This is a genomic window from Catellatospora tritici (genome assembly GCF_019083965.1).
GTDB classification, from domain to species: Bacteria; Actinomycetota; Actinomycetes; order Mycobacteriales; family Micromonosporaceae; genus Catellatospora; species Catellatospora tritici.
This window is the reverse complement of record NZ_JAHRCY010000017.1, coordinates 146,702-163,622: the sequence shown is the minus strand read 5'-3', so window position 1 is coordinate 163,622 and position 16,921 is coordinate 146,702. Positions and strand designations below refer to the sequence as shown.

The window sequence follows — 16,921 nt, the reverse complement described above, 5'->3', positions numbered from 1 at the left end:
CCGTGGACTTCGTCGTCAAGGCGATGGCTTGTACGGGCTGGTTGATCTGGGCCCTGATCATTGCCGCGGTGGTCGCCGAGGTGGTGGCACGCGTTACCCGTGTGGAGGTGCCTCGCCTGCGGCTGGCGACGCCCGTGCAAGCTGTGGTTGCCGGTCTGGTCAGTGCTGTCGTTATCGCCCTGACCAGCGCAGCGGCCCGCGCGAGCGCACCGCCTCGGGCAGAGGCGGCCGCAGTTGATCCGGCCGGAGTGGAGACCGCCTCCGTTTCGCGGTCGGCCTCTGTGCCTGCACGGGCCGCTGCGGGGGCGGCGACGTTCCACGTCGGCGATCAGAGGTACGTGTACGTCGTCAAGCGCGGAGACTATCTATCCAAGATCGCCAAGGTGTGGCTTGGCGATGCTGACCGGTGGCCGGAGATCTGCCGCCTGAACTGGCACCGGCACTTCGCGAAGGTCGGCGGCACGCTACGGGACTGCAACTTGATCTACCCGGGTTGGGACCTTCGGCTGCCCGCCGACGCCCGCCCACCGCACGGAGCCACGCCGGTCAAGCCACCGACCACCCCTCCCCCGCCGCCGGTCGTCACCCCGCCCACCGCAGTGCCATCGAACGCGCCAAGCAACCCGGCCGTCACACCGCGCCCCAGCGAAACAGCAAACCCGCGCATCACAGTCAGCCCTGGTGTCGACGGGCCGGCAGTAGCGCCCAGTGCGGCGTCGTCGACGATGCCCGGCTCGGCTTCGCCGATCACGTCGCCGTCACCGAGCGCGTCTGCGACCCCGGCGGTGTCGGAGAGGACCTCGGCGTCGCCGGCCGACAGCGACGGCGACCTCGAGGTGTCGACGGATGAGCATGGAGTGCAACTGTCACCGTCGAGCTGGCTGCCGTGGAGTCTCGCCCTGGCCATCAGCGCCGCCGTGATGCTCGTGTGGTTGCAACGCCGCCGCCGCTTCACCGGCCAGCTCGACGACGACCCACCGACCGAGCTGCCCGAGCCGGTGGTCAAGCTGCGCCGTGCCATTGCCCGCACCCCCCGGCTGGTGCCACCCAGCAACGATGATCCCGAGCCGTCCGCGCTCGTGCCCGACCTCGCACCGCTCCCGCCCGGCGGCACGGGCTTCACCGGGCAGGCCGCTCCTGCCGCCGCACGAGCGGCCCTGGTCGCAGTGCTGGTATCCGGCGACCCACACCACCCCGGCACACGCGGCGAAGTCGTCATCGACGCCGCCACCCTGGCGACCCTGCTCGGCTCGGACATGGTGGTCCTTGGCGCGTGGCCGCGCCTGCACGTGGCCGACACCGTGGATGACGCGCTGACGATGATCGAGGAAAGGCTGCTGCACCGCAGCCGCGTCCTCGACGAGCACGCCCTGACCGACCTGGACGAGCTGCGCCAGCGGCTACCGGACGAGGAGGCCATGCCGCCGGTCATGCTCATCACCGAGACTCCGCCCGCGGGCGCCCGGATGCGGGCGAAGGTCGCCCTCGCCCTGGGCGGCAGTCTCCAGGTGACCGGGCTGCTGCTGGGCGAGTGGGAGCACGGCGCCACCGTTGAAGTCCCCCCCGATGGGCACACCAAGCTCGTTGGTGGGCAGCCCGCCGAGCCGGTTCCGGCTCGGCTGCCTGTGCTCGACCCGGCCACCGCGATCCAGATCCTGACCACCCTGCGGGAGGCCCAAACCGGCGAGCCGCCCGCCATCGTGTCCTCGGCCGTGCCGGTCACCGTCGTGCCCCTGCACGCCAGCCGTACCGAGACGGCCGAGGACGAGCCGCAGCTGCCCGCCGCCGTGTCGGCCGCATCGGTCGGGGCACCCGCACCGATAAAGGCGAAGCTGCGGGTCCTCGGCCCGCCCCGCATCGAGGACATCGTCCACGAGGGCCGCCCACTGCGGGCCAAGGCCAAAGAACTGGCGGTGTACCTCGCGGTGCACCCGGACGGAGCAGCCACCAAGGACATCGGCGACAACATCGAACTCGACGCCCGCATAAGCCAGGCCGCGCAGCGCGTACACACCAACGCCTCCAACCTGAGGCACGTGCTCGGCCGTGCCGGCAACCCCGCCGCATCCAACGCGTACGTCACCAAATCTTCCGGTCGCTACCGGCTCGACCCGGCCACCGTCGATGTCGACGTCTGGACCCTGCGCGACCTGATGCGCAAAGCCACCATCGCCTCGGGCACCACTCGTCGCGAGCTGCTGACCGCGGCCTGCGACCTCTACACCGCTCCCCTGGCTGACGGCGAAGACTACGAGTGGCTGACACCGCACCGCGAGACCGTGCGCCGCTGGGGCACCGAAGCCCACCTCCTGCTGGCCGACGACCTGCTCGACAGCCGCCCGCAGGAAGCGTCGAACTTGCTCGACAAGGCCATCGGCCTGGACCGCTACAGCGAAGCCCTCTACGTCAAGGCGATGCACGCCCGCCACGCCGTTGGCGACGCCGACGGCATCCGGACCCTGCTCCGCGCTCTGACCAAGGCATTGGCGGACCTGGACGCCGAACCCCAGGACGAAACCCGCGCTCTGGCGGCGAAGCTGCGCACCAGCCTGGAGCAGAAATGAGCGCCACGATCGCAGCCGGCCGTGTCGGCGTGCGTGATGCGGTCGTGATCTTCGACGACCTCACCACGCTCTACCAGGCCAACCAGACCGTCCTGACCGGCCTGGCACTCCTGGTGATGGTCGGTCTGTTGCTGCTGACCGCGCACCGCATGCGCCAGATGGGCGCGCACCGCGCCACTCTGCTTGTCGCCAACCTGCTCACCGTCGTTGCGGCGGCCCTGGCCACCATGGTCTCGGCCAGCGGCATGTGGAAGTTCTTCACCGACATCCTCGGCGACAGCCCATTGCGGTACGCGTTCTTCTGGTTCATCGAAGTCGCCCTGTTCGCAAGTGCGCTGCTGGCCCGTGCCCGGCTGCTGCGCGACCCGGCCAACGCCTCCACCGGTGCGGACGGCATCGCCGTGTGGGTCTTCGCCGCCCTCACCGCATCACTGTCGGCAACGGATGCCGACAGCTTCCGAGAGGTGTGCCTGCGGCTGGCCGCGCCGCTGGTCGCTGCGTGGATGTGGGAGCGAGCCCTCGCCGCCGAGCGCAACGCCCGCACAGGCACCACCACCCGGCGCATCCACTGGACCCTCACCGTCGAGCGGGTCTTCGTGTGGCTGCACCTGGCCGAAGCCCAAGGCCGCGACGTGTCCGAAATCGACCGGGTCCGCCGGCGCGCCCGCCTCGGACGAGCCCGCCTCGACCTGTACCTGCTGCAAGGCAAGAAGACCTCGGCGCGGCGGCTGCGCCGCGCCCACAACAAGGTGATCCGCCGCGCGATGCAGGCCGCCGAACACGCCGGTCTGGCCGACATCCCCGACGCCGCCACCGAACGCGAAGCCATCCAGATGTACATGGCCACCATCTACGGCATCGTCGACGCCACCAGTCCCGAAGCCGTCGCGCACCTCAACGCGTGGCACACCACCCGGCCCGCGCCCATCCAGGAGACGACCGGCATCGCCCACGACAACCCGGGTACCACACTCACACCCGCCGAACTGGTAACCGCAGTGCTGCCGCAACGAGTCAACGGCCACGCCCTGCCCACCATCGACGCCACCGGCACCGGCCTCGGCGACGAACCCGAACGTGAGACCGCTCCGACAACCGCGGTGGCCGACGACGCCAAGGCAGACACCGCAGGCACCACGCGCGACGGTGACACCGAGCGGCGACCCGACGACGACCTGACCGAAGACGACGACGAACTCGAAGACGAGGACGCCGCCCAGGACGACGACGCGGACGGGTCGGCGGTGACGGCCATGCGCCGGTTCTGGGAAACAGAAATCAGCCAGGGTCGTGTGCCCACTGGGGCCGAACTGTCCCGAGCCGCCGGTGTCCCGCCCCGGACCGGGCTGGGACGGCGCAAGCGGCGCGCGTGGGAGGCCGAACTGCCCGATCACTTACGCCGACCCCTCGCCGCCGTTGGCGACGGGTAGACCGGCAGCGGAGCCGCCGTCAGGGCACGGCACGAGGCCGACTACGCGACGACGGTAGACACGAAAAAGCCCCACGTCGATCCACGGGGGTTCTCTGGGGGTGGGTGCCTTGCTGCATTTTGTGGCGTGAGGGTCTGTTTGGAACAGGTTTCCGACAGTTCTCTGCGGTTGTGGCTCTGTCGTGCGTTGTGGCATGTGCGACGACGATACGGAGTTCCTTGTGCAGATCTTTGCGGTGCGGATGCCGTCAGGTGGCCGGTATTGGACGGTACTCGATGATGACCTCGTGCCGGTCCCGGCGGCGGACCGGTTTCTGCGGGACGAACGCTTCGGGCGGGATCGTGCTGAGCTGACCACGAAGGCGCACGCCGGTGGGGTGATGCTGTTCCTGCTGTGGTGCGCTCGGACGGGGCGTGACTGGCGGACGGCGGCGACGGACATGGCGGCGTTCATCGTGTGGTTGCGGTTCGCCCCCTCGGACCTGGATGCCGATGCGGCCGTGGTGGCTGGGCCGGGGGCGCGGCCGGTGCGCCAGGCGCGGCGGATCAACCGGGTGTTGTCGGCGGTGCGCCTGTTCCTGACCTCGGCTGTGACGTACAAGGATGTGCCGCCTGCTGTCCTCGGATCGCTGTACGAGGTGGCAGATGTGAGGGATCTGCCGGTGGAGGCGCAGTCCGAGGACGGGCAGGTGCTCTACCGCATGGCGGCGCGGCACCACCTGGCCGAGGAGAACCGGGCGGTGGACAGGGCCAGCGACGAGGAGGTCGTGGCGTTGCTGCGCGCGTGCCGGTCGGCACGCGACCGCCTGGTCATCCTGCTGCTATCGCGGGTCGGCCTGCGCCGTGGCGAGGCGACCGGACTGCGGCTGGAAGACATGCACCTGATGGCCGACTCGCGGGGGCTCGGCTGTGCGGTGCAGGGCTCGCACCTGCATGTGGTGCGGCGGGAGAATGTGAACGGTGCGTGGGCGAAGTCGCGGCGCAGCAGGGCGATGCCCGTGGACTTCCTGCTGGTGCACGCCGCTGATCAGTACGCGTTCGAGCGGCAGGACTGTGCTGCCGCCCGTGACAGCGATTTCCTGCTGGTGAACCTGTTCCGGGCACCGGTCGGAGCGCCGATGCGCCCGGACGCCTTCAACGAACTGGTCGAGGGCCTGTCGCGGCGCGCCGGCCTGGGGCGGGCGCTCACTCCGCACATGCTGCGGCACGCCTTCGCCAGCAACCTCGCCGATGCCGGCGGCGCGCTTGACGAGATCCAGACCTTGCTCGGGCAGAAGAGCCCGTGGTCCGCGCAGCCCTACCTGCACGCCTCCGCCGCACGGCTGCGCGAGGCGGTGCAGCGGGTGGCCTCGCCACGCGCGTGGGACCTGGAGCCGACGCGATGACCGGAGCCGCCCTGGCCGCCGTCGCCTCGGACGTGCTCGGCACCGACCACCACCCCACGCATCGGCTGCGGGCGCTGATCTCCCCGCAGTTCCTGGCCGAGGCCGGCTGGGACCCGGTGCGCAAGGCGCTTGTCTTCCCGACCAGGCATCCGTTGCTGGGATGGGACGGCCCGGCCGATCCCCTCGCCGACTGGGCGGCACGGGTGGCTGCCGGCAGCGGCTCCTGCGCGGTGGGGCGCTGTCCGCTGGACCGGCAGGGAAACGGCAGCTACTGCGAACTTCATCGGGTCGAGTGGAGGGCGACGCGCGGTCCCAGCGACGGCGTCGACGAGGCCTACTGGCGCACCGTGGTCCAGGCCGAGCTCGTGCCCGGCTTGGTGAGCCTGCACGGCCTGCCCGAGCGGGTGGTGGCTCAGGTTCTCTACGGGTTGCAGCACCGATGCCGCAGGGGCGCACGAACCTCATGGCGCGCCCTGGGCAATCTGGTACGCAGAATCCGCATGGCTGGCCTGGCGTCGATGGAGGACCTGCCGCCCAGGCGCGACGACCCGCTGCACAGCACCATCGTCGCCGCGCTGCGGCAGGCGGTGCTCGATCCCGAAACCGAGAGACACAAGGACGTCTGGCAGATGAGTGCTTTCGGCTACGGCGGCACCCTGGACTTCAGCGAGATCAGCCAGGGTTGGCTGCGTGAGGCCGTCAAACGGTGGGCCTTGGACTTCCTGCCCACCCGTCAGGGCAAGACCCCGGCGGGCAAGGTCCGCGCCCGGGTCATGGCGGTGGTCAAGCTGTCGGCGAGCCTGCGGCTGCAACGCCAAGACCGCGGCGAGGACTTCACCGTCCTGGGCGCAGCCGACATCTCCGCGTTCTGCAACCGACTGGCGTTCCTGCAGGCGAAGGGCGTCGTCTCGGCGCGGCTACGGCTGAGCACCTGCCTGATGGCCCGTGTCGTTCTCGACGGCATCCGCAGGCTGGGGCTGACCAGGCCCGGACAGCCGCTGTCCGGACTGCCCGACGACTTCGCCATACGTCGCGGACAGATCCCCGACGACAGCGAGGACGACGAACCCGGCAAAGACCTGCCCAAGGAAGTCATACAGGTCATCTGCCGGCACCTGCCGCAGCTGGGCCAGCAGGCCAACGACGAGATCCAGACCGCGGTCGAGCTGCTGATCGACACCGGACGGCGGCCCAGCGAGATCTGCGCACTGGCGTGGGACTGCCTGCAGCACGACACCGACGGGCAGCCGGTGCTCATCTACGACAACGTCAAGTCCAAGCGGTTCGGTCGTCGCCTGCCCGTCGCCACCGCCACCGCCGATCTGATCCGCGCCGCGCAGGCCCGGGCTCGGCAACGCTTCCCCGACACCCCTGTCGGTGAGCTCAAGCTGCTGCCCTCGACCAGGAACAACCCCCATGGGCGACGCCCGATCAGCCCGGACAACGTGTCCAGCATGCACCGGCGATGGATCATGGGGCTGCCGCAGGTCACCGTCGCGACCGAGACGACCTCCGACGGCAAGGCCGTCGTCGTTTCGCTTCCATACGACACGGCGACGATCACGGTCTACGCATACCGGCACACCTACGCCCAACGCCACGCCGACGCCGGAGTGCCCGTCGACGTCCTACGGGAACTGCTCGACCACCTCAGGATGGACACCACGCAGCGGTACTACCGCATCGGGGAGAAACGACGCCGCGAGGCCGTCGACCGGGTCGCGGTCATGCAGTTCGACCGGCACGGCTCTCGGATCTGGCGCGACGCGACCGCTCTGCTGGACGACGAACGCATGCGTCTGGCCGTCGGCGAGGTGGCCGTCTCCTACGGCGGCTGCAACGAACCGAGCAACGTCAACGCAGGCGGCGGGGCCTGCCCGATCAGATTCCGCTGCGTCGGCTGCGGCCACTTCCGCACCGACGCCTCCTACCTTCCCGACCTGGAGGCATACCTGGCCGACCTGCTGCGCAACCGCGAACGCATCCTCGCCACCGGAATCGACGCCGACGACTGGGCCAGAGCCGAAGCACTTCCCTCGACGGAGGAGATCACACGGGTCCAGCAGCTCATCACCCGCATCAAAGCAGAGCTGGACGACCTCACCGATGCCGAACGCGACCAGATCGAACAGGCAGTCGCCGTCGTCCGCCGCGGCCGGATCAGCTTGCGCATCACTCCAACCCACCGGCACCCGCACGACAACCTCCGGCCCATGAGGACCGCATGAACATGAGCCGTGGCCGCGCCGACGACGCCGTCCGACGCCGTGAAAAGGTCACCAAGGCCATCCACCTGGCGCAGCAGGCAGGCGGCGACCTCAGCGTCGCCGCCGTCGCCCGCCAGGCAGGCGTCGACCGGTCCTACCTCTACCGGCACCGTGACCTGCTCGAACTCATCCACCAGACGCAGTGCGGCCCGGCAGCCGGATCAGCTGGCACGATCAGCCGGGCGTCGCTGCAAGCCGACCTCGCCAACGCCCACGAACGCAACCGCCGCCTCCAAGCACGCAGCCAACTACTGGAACGGCGGCTGTCCGAGCTCATGGGCGATCAAGCATGGCGGGACTCGGGCCTCGGCGCGCCCACCGACATCGAAACCCTCCAGCGAAGGATCGTCGAACTGGAGCAGCAGAATGCCGTACTCGCTGGCCAGATCGAGGACCGCGACCGCGACCTGACCGCAGCCCGAGCCGCCAACCGGGAGCTGATGCTCCGACTGAACGCCCGATAGCTCCTCGACTGGCGTCAGGTCACGGCCTAGGTTGGGTGCGAACGCAGGAGGCAGACGAGATGACGTCAACGGAGTTCGCCGAGCTGATTCGACCCGTGACCGACCTGTTGGCTCCACGGTTGGAGCGGGCCGGCTTCGGTCGCTTCGCCGTGGGCCAGAACTACCTGTGGCACCGAAACTCGGTCGGCGACTTCCTGGTGGTAACGCTGCAGCACTCATGGACGATGCCCGACGAGAGGACTGCCTTCTACGTCAGCCTGCAAGTGGTGCCACTGCCATGGCTGTGTCTTGTGCGCGAAACATCTCGCACGGCAGGAAGAGAGCTTGTGCCTGACGCGAACGACGGGATGATCGACGTCAGGACATATTCGCCGCATGGGCCGTGGCCTTGGGAATACGAGTTCTCGGCTGGACCGGACGACATCGCAGACGAGATCGTCATCTCGCTGAGCACCGACAGGATGACGGCGGCGAGGCGTTTCCTGTCACGGGCGGCGTTGCTCGACGCGTTGGACCGGGACGAAAAGATCTCCGGACTCCGGCCGGTAGCACGTGTGGCAGAACTTGTCCTGCGCCTTGATGAGAGTCCGTCGGCCGAGCTCGATTCGCTGAACTCCCTCATCGCCGACGGCGACGATGGAGCGTCGGACCTGCGCACATGGTGCACCACATATCGCGACCGTGACACCGAGATACCCACTATGCCGCGCGCAGATGAAGGAGCTTAACGAGACCGAGGTTGGCCCACGGGGGAAGGCCAACCTCGGAGATCTCACCCTATAAACGCGGCGTGTCAACGCCACGCAACATGTGTTGCATTGGAAAACTCGTCAAAGCGGGCGACGAACTGCGACTACCGGTGCCACCACACTCGACACCCCCAAAGAACGGGGGAAGACCGGCGTAGGGCGTGGGGTCAACGATAGCCCGCCGCGCCGTGGCCGCTGTCCCCCGCGCGAGGGATCAGCCGCCATCCGTTGGGCCAGAGGTTCACGGCGCCTGGCGGGGATCAGGATCAGGCGGCATCCATGCCTCCTGCCAGAACCGCACGGCCCACGCCCGCACCGCCGCCCAGCCCGGCCACCACCGGCTATTAGCAGGCCGGGGAACGGCCCGCCTGTGCGCAGGCCGTGCCGTGATCTGTCGCAGCGAGACCACCGCATTGACGATCGCCTGGGCACCGGCCATGAGGTGCAGGCCGGTGACGATGTAGCGGCGGCTGTCGGCTGCCAGGTCCGCCGCCCGCTCCAACGCGTCGTCGGTGCCCGGCTCGGTCTCGTCGGCCAGCGGCGCGACCAGATACAGGATCGCCGCTGTCAACTCGCTCGTCGCTGACGCGGTGTCCAGCAGGTCGAGAACGTGCTGACGGCCGGGTTCGGCCAGCACGGCGCGGCACCGGTCTACGGCATCGCGTACGCCCGCCAGGGCATCGGCTATGGCCAGCGAATCGTGGTCATGGGTCATGGCGGCCCCCGGGTGTCGGATGGTGCGATCAGGTAGACACCACCGATTCCCACTCAATCCGCCCCGCGTGTCAAGCCAAGCATCGGTGCCCCCGTCTACGGCTGCCGACCAGGGAAAATGCGCATCACGGGGTCGCCGCTGCTCGAACTCTCGTCACGAGCCCCCGGCTCGGCGCCTCCTGAGCGCCGGCAGCCAGCACGGATCGAGCGGCAGGCTCAGTACGAGGCGGCTACCCCTGCGCAGCACCTCACGACCAACCAGGCAAACAGCTTGGCCGTCACCGAAGGGCGGACGACGGCTTACGGCGGTCACCTCGATCCCCGGTGCCTCTTCGTGAACCGTGACCTTGCTCACGCGGGCCGGTCACAGAACGTTATCAAGTTGCGTCCGGTATGCCCCAGCAAGAAGACTTTTCACTATGACTGTAGGTGAACCGCTCGCCGGTTCGACGATGAAGCCAGCCGAGGCGCTGGCGAGCAGGATCGTGGCCACGGTGCTCTCCGACGAACGCGGAGAGCCAGTCACCATCGAAGACTGGGACATCCCGCCTCGCCAGGGCGCGCACGACTTCTGGCTGCACACCAGCGCGGGACGCGAGGCGCTGGAGATCACCAGGATGGCCGAGCAGGACACCATCACGCATGCCATGCACTGGCGCAAGACGGGGCCGGGATTCGAGGCGACCGTTAGCGGTCTCTCCTCGGCCTGGATGCTCGTGGTCGACCAGGAGGTCAAGGCCACGGCGCTCACCGAGAAGCTGGCCGAGTGGCTGCGGGCGCTGGAGACGGAAGGGATTACCAAGACGGGGAAGTGGGACGGCGAGCGGATCTATCAGCACCCGATCACCAACGGGCTGGCCGCAGCCGGAGTCCTCGAAGCCTCCGCCGTCGCAGGGCCACCCGCAGGGATGGTCGTGCTCAGCTACGTCTCCAACCTGAAGTCCCGGCCGGCCGGTGACCCGAACCACACGGCGAACGAGCTCACCGAGATCCTGAAGCTCGACCGGCACCAGAAGGACGCGGCCAAACTCGGCCGGTCGGGGGCCAGCGAGCGGCACCTGTTCATGTGGGTCGACATGCACAGCCGGTGGGATGTCGTGCGCGCCTTCGATGAGGGCGACCCGACCGCCGCCCCCGTGGTCGATAGCAACATCACCACGGTATGGCTGGCGGTCCCTACCCCCGAGGGCGCCGAGGTGCTGCGCTGGTCGGCGTTGCACGGATGGCGTCGTCACAATGTGACCGCCTAGTTGAACCGGCGACTCCCGCCGAGGTGTTCCTGATGCGGTTCACCCCGGCGGGTGGGTGTCGGGTAACCGTCCCGACTACTGTCTGGCTCGACCACCCGGAAGCCCGCCCTTCGACAGCGGCGGCCTGACGCTACCGGCGATCATGGCGAGCGCGATAGTCCATCCCGACCCAGAGCGCCGTGACTCATTGATCACCAAGCAACTGGCGGAGTATCTATATCCGAACCAGGTCGTATTCCTGACCCGGAAGTCCCAGCCCCATCATGATCATGGCGTGGAGCGGCGCGAGTGTCTCGCGCCGTGAACTGACCAAGGCGGGTCGGGCTCAGCCTGGCGTCAGGGTTCCAGCTCGAAACGTGACCACTCCGGCCGTCCTCAATGGTGCCGAGGACACTCGATAGGCTCACGGCCTACCCTGAGCGATCCCTTGGACTACCTTCCACCACGGAGATGAAGAAGCCTCATGACCACGGTCGGCGAACAGATTCAGCGAGCGGATGGGGCGATCTGCCAGAACATCGAATCGCTCGTTGGTCAGCGCGGTCTGCTCTCGCAGAATGTCCTTGCCCAGCTCCGGAACCTAGTCGAGGGTGTCGCCGTTCGCTTCCACACGGGTAGTGATGATGCCGAGTTCAACTATGCGGCGGTGGACCCGGGTCTCGACTTCGTGAGGGCCAAGGGCAAACTGAACTTCCTCGGCAAGTTCCACAAGCTCATCCAGATCGTCGCTTCCCATTACACCCTGGATAGCGATGCCTCGGAGCGCTTGATGCTCAAGTACTACGAGTACCTTCACCGCATTCGCAGCCTGCTCCAGGACAGCTGTGGGATCTCGGTCCTGGCCAACCTCGAGTCGTTTCCAGTCGATCTGGATCCGTCGTTGCGCGAGTATCACGAGAAGATTGCCGCGAGGATCGACGCGATTCGTTCGACGCGGACTGACGGCAGTCCACGCGCCCGTTATTACATCCACAAGACACGCCCGTTCTTCGTCGGCGGGCGCATCTACTACGAGGTCACCTTCTATCGAGCTATTAACAAGGTCAGCAAGTTTGATCGCATCATTGCGTTCACGGACATCGACATGACCGACAAGTACTCGGCGATGTTGACGCTCCAGCATGATGCGATCGAGGTGCTCGATCAGACGATGCCGATCACGATCATCCGCGAGTGGGAGGTCTCGATCCGCCCATGCGAGTTCGACAACTTCGCCCGTCTCCTCGGCGTCGACACCGCCGTCCGGGCCAATTCTACGGAGTACGGCTACCTGATGCGAGGGTTGACGGTGGGCTCAGGCAGTCTGCTCGACCTGATAGATATGCCTGACGGCCAGTACCAGGCGACGAAAGCCGCAGGCACGGCCAGCGTCACCAGACCGCAGATTTTCCACGCCCTGGACGAAGCACGCCGCATCGTGCGTTCAGGGTCGCCAGGACACAACGTCATCCGCTATCTCATGCTCCGGATGCATAACCAAGTTCTGAAGTCCCAGCACAGTTGGGATAGCTGCGGCCGTCTGTCCGAGCTGAATCTGCAATGGGGCTGCATCCCGTTCGACGACATGCCTTTCTGCACCTCGCTGCCGGGACACAATCCGCGGTACTGGGACCTTGCCGAGAGCCTCGACGTATCCGGGCGGAGCCATGAGCTGCTCGCCCGGCGCGTTAAGAACAACGTCGAGCGCCACGGCGTTCTCTACACGCCAGTGGCCGATCTCGATGAGCTCGGAGACGTCAACCGAATGATCGCCACCTACAACGGCAAGCTCTACTACCGACACACGGCGCGACAACTTCTGTTGGATAACGGTCATGTGTTCGTCCGGGGGTACGAGGACGACACCTTCGCCATCGTCGAGAAGCTCACAGCGTTCTCGTCCTCGGGGATCGCCGGCTACAGCCAGGCCGTCGAGCGCTGGCTCGATGCGACGCCTCGCGGTATCGACGACGAACTCAAGAAGGATGCGCTGAAGCAGTTGTTCAGCCAGTCGAAGGTCGCGCTGATCTACGGCGCGGCCGGCACGGGCAAGTCCACCATGGTGGACCACATAGCGAGCTACTTCAACGACAAGTCGAAGCTTTTCCTCGCCCACACTAACCCAGCGATCGACAACCTCAAGCGCAAGGTCACTGCGCAGGACTCGACTTTCCGGACGATCAGCAGCCATATCCACCGGACCACCTCGGAGCCGGAGTACGATCTCCTGGTCATCGACGAGTGCAGCACCGTCAGCAACGCTGATCTACTCAAGGTGCTGGAGCAGACGTCCTTCAAGCTGCTCGTGCTTGTCGGCGATGTCTATCAGATCGAGTCGATCCAGTTCGGTAACTGGTTCAGTATCATCCGGTCGTTCATCCCGAGCACGTCGGTGTTCGAGCTGACCACGCCGTTCAGAACCAAGAGCCAGTCTCTTCTAGGTTTCTGGGGCAAGGTCCGAAACATCGACGACGACATCGCCGAGGTCATCGCCCGCAACGGTTACTCAACCGTGCTCGACAAGTCCCTGTTTAAGGCCCAGCGCGACGACGAGATCATCCTCTGCCTGAACTACGACGGTCTTTACGGGATCAACAACGTCAACCGATTCCTCCAGAGCAGCAACCCGAACCCGGCGCACACCTGGCGTGTCTCCACCTACAAGGTGGGCGATCCGGTCTTGTTCAACGAGACCGAGCGGTTTCGGCCGGTAATCTACAACAACTTGAAGGGCCGGATCGTCAGTATCGCCTACGCCACAGGCCAGATACAGTTCGACGTAGAGCTTGACCGACCGCTCAGCGAGTTCGATGTCGATGTCGTCGGCGGAGAGCTGGAATGGGTGGAAGGCTCGACTGTGCGCTTCCCCGTGTACGACCACGACACCAGTGACGAGGACGACGACTCGCTCAACACCACCGTGCCGTTCCAAGTCGCCTACGCCGTCTCCATCCACAAGGCGCAGGGCCTCGAATACGACTCCGTCAAGGTCGTCATCACCGACGCTAACGAAGATGACATCACGCACAGCATCTTCTACACAGCCGTCACCCGGGCACGTGAGGATCTGCGGATATTCTGGACACCCGAGACCCAGCAAGCTGTTGTCGGCAGTCTCCAACGGAGCACCAGCCAGAAGGACGTAGCGTTGCTCTCGAATCGTCGCGGTCTCACGCCGATTGGTCGGTCTCGACGCCCCTGACGAAGGCAATCGCGGGACCTGCCTTTCCGTGGCTTCCGACTTCGACGATCCTTCGGATCGAAGCGATCTGATCAATCCATCCCGAAAGGCGGGAAATCTTCACGACGTCCCCCGTGTGCGGGGCTTGGATGATCAGGCCCTGGCCGAGGTACATGCCGACGTGTCGCGGGTTGGACATGGTGCCCTCGCTGCCGGGGATGAGGATGAGGTCGCCGGGCAGCAGCTGTGCCGGGTCGGTGATCTCGGTCCCGGCGTGGACCTGGTCGGTGGTCACCCGTGGGATGGAGACTCCGGCGGCCCGGTACGCCTGCTGCATGAGCGAGGAGCAGTCGCACTGCTTGTCGGGGTCGCCGGAGTGCGGGTCGCTACAGCTGCCGCCGAAGTGGTACGGGGTGCCGAGCTGCCCGACCGCCCAGAAGATCGCGGTCATCACCTGCGGCGGGGTGTTGAGCGGCAGCGTGAACCCGTCCGGCAGGGCGGCGAGCGCGTCGGCCGCGCAGTCGGCCAGGGTGCTGGTCAGCTGCTGGACGAGGTTGATCGCGTCGTCGGTCCACTTGGCGTACGCGTCGGGGAACGCCGAGATCTGCACGGCCTGGGCAGCCTTCGTCAGCGGCATGGTCTGCCAGCCACTGATGGTCAACAGCTTGTCGAAGAACTTGCCCGCCTGGTACTCGGGCTTGGCCAGCTGCTCGACGGTGCCCCAGCCCTGGCTGGGCCGCTGCTGGAACACCCCGATCGAGTCGTGGTCGTTGCGGTCGCCGAGGAACGGCAGGTTGCGCAGCCCGGACTCCTGCATGGCGGTGGCCAGGGCGACAGTCCATCCCCACTGGGGTACGCCTTTGGAGACGCCGACGTCGATGATGGTCGCGGCGATCTCCAGCTGTTCGGCGTCCCAGCTTCCGACGCTGGGTGGCTGCCCGGACGCCAGCGCGGCGGAGACGCCTGTGGTGCTGCCGCAGGCGCCGGGGCCGCCCATGACGGCCGACAGCAGGAGCATGGGCAGGCCGAAGCAGCCGATGATGACGACGGTGACGATGCCGATGATGGCTTTGGTCATGACGTATGCCTTTCGGTGAAAACAAAAAAGGCCGGGCTCCGCGCGGGTGCGCGGCCGGCGGGAACGAGCAAAGGCTCGGGTTACATGCGGTGGATCAGCGGAAGCAGTCCTTCGTGGGTCTGGTGGAGGAAGTCGGCGATCAGGTCGGCGGCAGGATCGACGGGGTGGCCGAGGTCGACCGGGGTGGCGTAGCGCCAGTCCCAGTGCCCGGGTTCCAGCGCCGGGACGAACCACAAGGTGCCGTGCCAGTTGAGGAACAGGGCGCCGCCGATCTGCGGGGCGAGCAGGGTCATGGGCTGGCTGGCGCAGGTGGCCAGGCAGTGGCAGCCCGGGTCGTTGTAGACGGCGCGCGGCTGCCCGTCGTGGATGGGGCATCGGCAGTCGCAGGGACGCTCGTAGGGGCTGCGGTAGGTGCGGTGCATAGCTGTCTCCTTGGTGGTGAAGCACGAAAAGGGCCGTGGGCCGCCCACGCGGGCGGCCCACCTTGAGCTGGTCGGTATGTGGGTTAGCGGTCGGTGTTGCTGATGGCGATCTGGGAGGCGTGCATGAGGTGTTCGAGCAGCTGTCCCATGGGGAAGCCGTCGTAGCTGGGGTCAAGTCGGCCGGATTCGGCCCAGTCCCACTGGCCGCCCTCGATCGCGTTGACGAAGTGCATGCCTTCGGTGGTGAGGAACAGCGCACAGCGCCACTGCTCGATCAGCAGGGTCATCGGCTGGGTGGCGCCGGTGATGGTGCAGGCGCAGCCGCGCTCGTTGAAGACGGTGCGCACAAGCCGGTGGTGCAGCGGGCAGCGGCAGTCACACAGCCGCTGGGCGGGCGGGATGTAGTCCATTGCGGTTCTCCGATGACAGACGGGTACGCCTCGCAGGCCGCCGGCTGTGGGCGGCTTGCGAGGCGTACGAAGGGGTGGAGTGGTGAGCCGCGGTCAGCGCGGCGGGGCGAGCCAGGTCCGCCCGGGGCCGAGCCGCAGGTCCTCCTGGACCTGGCGGCTCTCGGCGACAGTGAGGACGTACGCGGGCAGCTGCCGGACGCCTTCGCGCCAGGCCCGGTACAGCCGGTGGGTGCCGTCGATCAGCAGCGGTGAGGGCTCCACGCCGTCGATGAGCAGGTGGGCCACGATGACCGGCTGGACTAGGTCGGTGCCCATGGCGTAGTCGCGGTCGAAGCCGTCCGGGTCCGGGCCGAGCAGCCCGATCGTGTGCGGCGTCGGGTTGTCGATGCGGGTCAGGCCGTACGCCTGCGCCCACGTCGGCACGTCGAGGGGCCGGGTGGGGCGGGGTGCGTCGGCGATCAGCGCCATCGCGGTGTGCACCGCGAACACCCACACGTTGTAGTGGAACCACTGCTCCCGGGGCGGCTCGGTCATCGGCCGTCCGCCTTGCCGGTGAGGCGGCTGTAGATCGCGACGCAGCGCAGGATCAGCTCGTGCGACGGCAGGGTGAGCAGCCGTTGCCGGTGCCGGTCCTTGAGCCGGTCCCAGACGGTCACGGTCACCTCGGCCGACCACGTGTCGACCAGCACCCCGTCGATCTTGGCGTGCTGACGGTGGGCGACGATCGTGCGCAGCGAGTCGATGAGGGTCGCGTCGCCGATCGGGTGCTGGTAGTCGTCGGGCCGGGCCGCGTCTTCCAGGAGCGTCAGGCAGTCCTCGCAGGCGTACTCCGAACGCGGCGGGTCCTCCGTCTCCCACCGGGTCACCTGGTCGGCGGGTATGCCGCAAACGGCTTGGCGCTCGTCGCGGGGATGGCGGATGTGCGGGATCATCGGCCGCTCCAGCGGCATCCGATGGTGTGGGTCATGTTCGGTCCGTTCGCGACGGGCCGGGGCGGCAACCGAAGGTGACCGCCGCCCCGGCGGAAAG

At 67.4% G+C, this 16,921-nt stretch carries 14 protein-coding genes; 8 read left to right on the top strand and 6 right to left on the bottom strand.

The window, feature by feature from the left end; translation table 11 throughout:
* Positions 1 to 2: 2 nt before the first annotated feature.
* The 6 genes from KUA19_RS31170 (at position 3) to KUA19_RS31145 (ending at position 8,837) form a co-directional block, all read left to right on the top strand.
* Positions 3 to 2,564 carry an AfsR/SARP family transcriptional regulator gene (locus tag KUA19_RS31170; RefSeq protein WP_308167751.1) on the top strand — a complete coding sequence of 854 codons (2,562 nt, stop codon included), beginning with the start codon at positions 3 to 5 and terminating at the stop codon, positions 2,562 to 2,564.
* Positions 2,561 to 3,994, top strand: a complete 1,434-nt coding sequence (locus KUA19_RS31165) for a hypothetical protein (protein ID WP_217401723.1) — start codon at positions 2,561 to 2,563, stop codon at positions 3,992 to 3,994. The genes KUA19_RS31170 and KUA19_RS31165 overlap by 4 nt, the downstream gene beginning before the upstream one ends.
* Before the next feature lie 193 nt (positions 3,995 to 4,187).
* Positions 4,188 to 5,378 (top strand): tyrosine-type recombinase/integrase, encoded by a 1,191-nt coding sequence (locus KUA19_RS31160; protein ID WP_217401721.1) that lies wholly within the window; start codon positions 4,188 to 4,190, stop codon positions 5,376 to 5,378.
* Positions 5,375 to 7,606: a tyrosine-type recombinase/integrase gene (locus KUA19_RS31155; protein ID WP_217401719.1), complete on the top strand. Its 2,232-nt coding sequence runs from the start codon at positions 5,375 to 5,377 to the stop codon at positions 7,604 to 7,606. Before KUA19_RS31160 ends, KUA19_RS31155 begins: the two co-directional genes overlap by 4 nt.
* Complete coding sequence (locus tag KUA19_RS31150; RefSeq protein ID WP_217401717.1) at positions 7,603 to 8,109, top strand: DUF6262 family protein; 507 nt, start codon at positions 7,603 to 7,605, stop codon at positions 8,107 to 8,109. Before KUA19_RS31155 ends, KUA19_RS31150 begins: the two co-directional genes overlap by 4 nt.
* 59 nt (positions 8,110 to 8,168) lie before the next feature.
* Complete coding sequence (locus KUA19_RS31145) at positions 8,169 to 8,837, top strand: hypothetical protein (RefSeq protein WP_217401715.1); 669 nt, start codon at positions 8,169 to 8,171, stop codon at positions 8,835 to 8,837.
* A gap of 262 nt (positions 8,838 to 9,099) precedes the next feature.
* Here KUA19_RS31145 and KUA19_RS31140 read toward each other — a convergent pair whose 3' ends face one another.
* Complete coding sequence (locus tag KUA19_RS31140) at positions 9,100 to 9,573, bottom strand: hypothetical protein (RefSeq protein WP_217401713.1); 474 nt, start codon at positions 9,571 to 9,573, stop codon at positions 9,100 to 9,102.
* 418 nt (positions 9,574 to 9,991) lie between these two features.
* Here KUA19_RS31140 and KUA19_RS31135 point away from each other — a divergent pair, with 418 nt between their 5' ends.
* Together KUA19_RS31135 and KUA19_RS31130 are read left to right on the top strand one after the other, a co-directional pair.
* Positions 9,992 to 10,822, top strand: coding sequence for a hypothetical protein (locus KUA19_RS31135; protein WP_217401711.1), 831 nt, complete (start codon positions 9,992 to 9,994; stop codon positions 10,820 to 10,822).
* 463 nt (positions 10,823 to 11,285) lie between these two features.
* On the top strand, positions 11,286 to 14,003 hold the full coding sequence (locus KUA19_RS31130; protein WP_217401709.1) for an ATP-dependent DNA helicase: 2,718 nt from the start codon (positions 11,286 to 11,288) through the stop codon (positions 14,001 to 14,003).
* Here KUA19_RS31130 and KUA19_RS31125 read toward each other — a convergent pair.
* The 5 genes from KUA19_RS31125 to KUA19_RS31105 form a co-directional block, all read right to left on the bottom strand.
* Positions 13,972 to 15,060, bottom strand: coding sequence for a C40 family peptidase (locus KUA19_RS31125; protein ID WP_217401707.1), 1,089 nt, complete (start codon positions 15,058 to 15,060; stop codon positions 13,972 to 13,974). The two genes, KUA19_RS31130 and KUA19_RS31125, sit on opposite strands and share 32 nt — an antisense overlap.
* Before the next feature lie 80 nt (positions 15,061 to 15,140).
* On the bottom strand, positions 15,141 to 15,482 hold the full coding sequence (locus KUA19_RS31120) for a hypothetical protein (RefSeq protein WP_217401705.1): 342 nt from the start codon (positions 15,480 to 15,482) through the stop codon (positions 15,141 to 15,143).
* An 83-nt stretch (positions 15,483 to 15,565) separates the two neighbouring features.
* Positions 15,566 to 15,892, bottom strand: coding sequence for a hypothetical protein (locus KUA19_RS31115; protein ID WP_217401703.1), 327 nt, complete (start codon positions 15,890 to 15,892; stop codon positions 15,566 to 15,568).
* Positions 15,893 to 15,985: 93 nt separating this feature from the next.
* Entirely contained in the window at positions 15,986 to 16,426 is a 441-nt protein-coding gene (locus KUA19_RS31110) for a hypothetical protein (protein WP_217401701.1), read from the bottom strand.
* Positions 16,423 to 16,824 carry a hypothetical protein gene (locus KUA19_RS31105; protein ID WP_217401699.1) on the bottom strand — a complete coding sequence of 134 codons (402 nt, stop codon included), beginning with the start codon at positions 16,822 to 16,824 and terminating at the stop codon, positions 16,423 to 16,425. Before KUA19_RS31105 ends, KUA19_RS31110 begins: the two co-directional genes overlap by 4 nt.
* Positions 16,825 to 16,921: the final 97 nt, after the last annotated feature.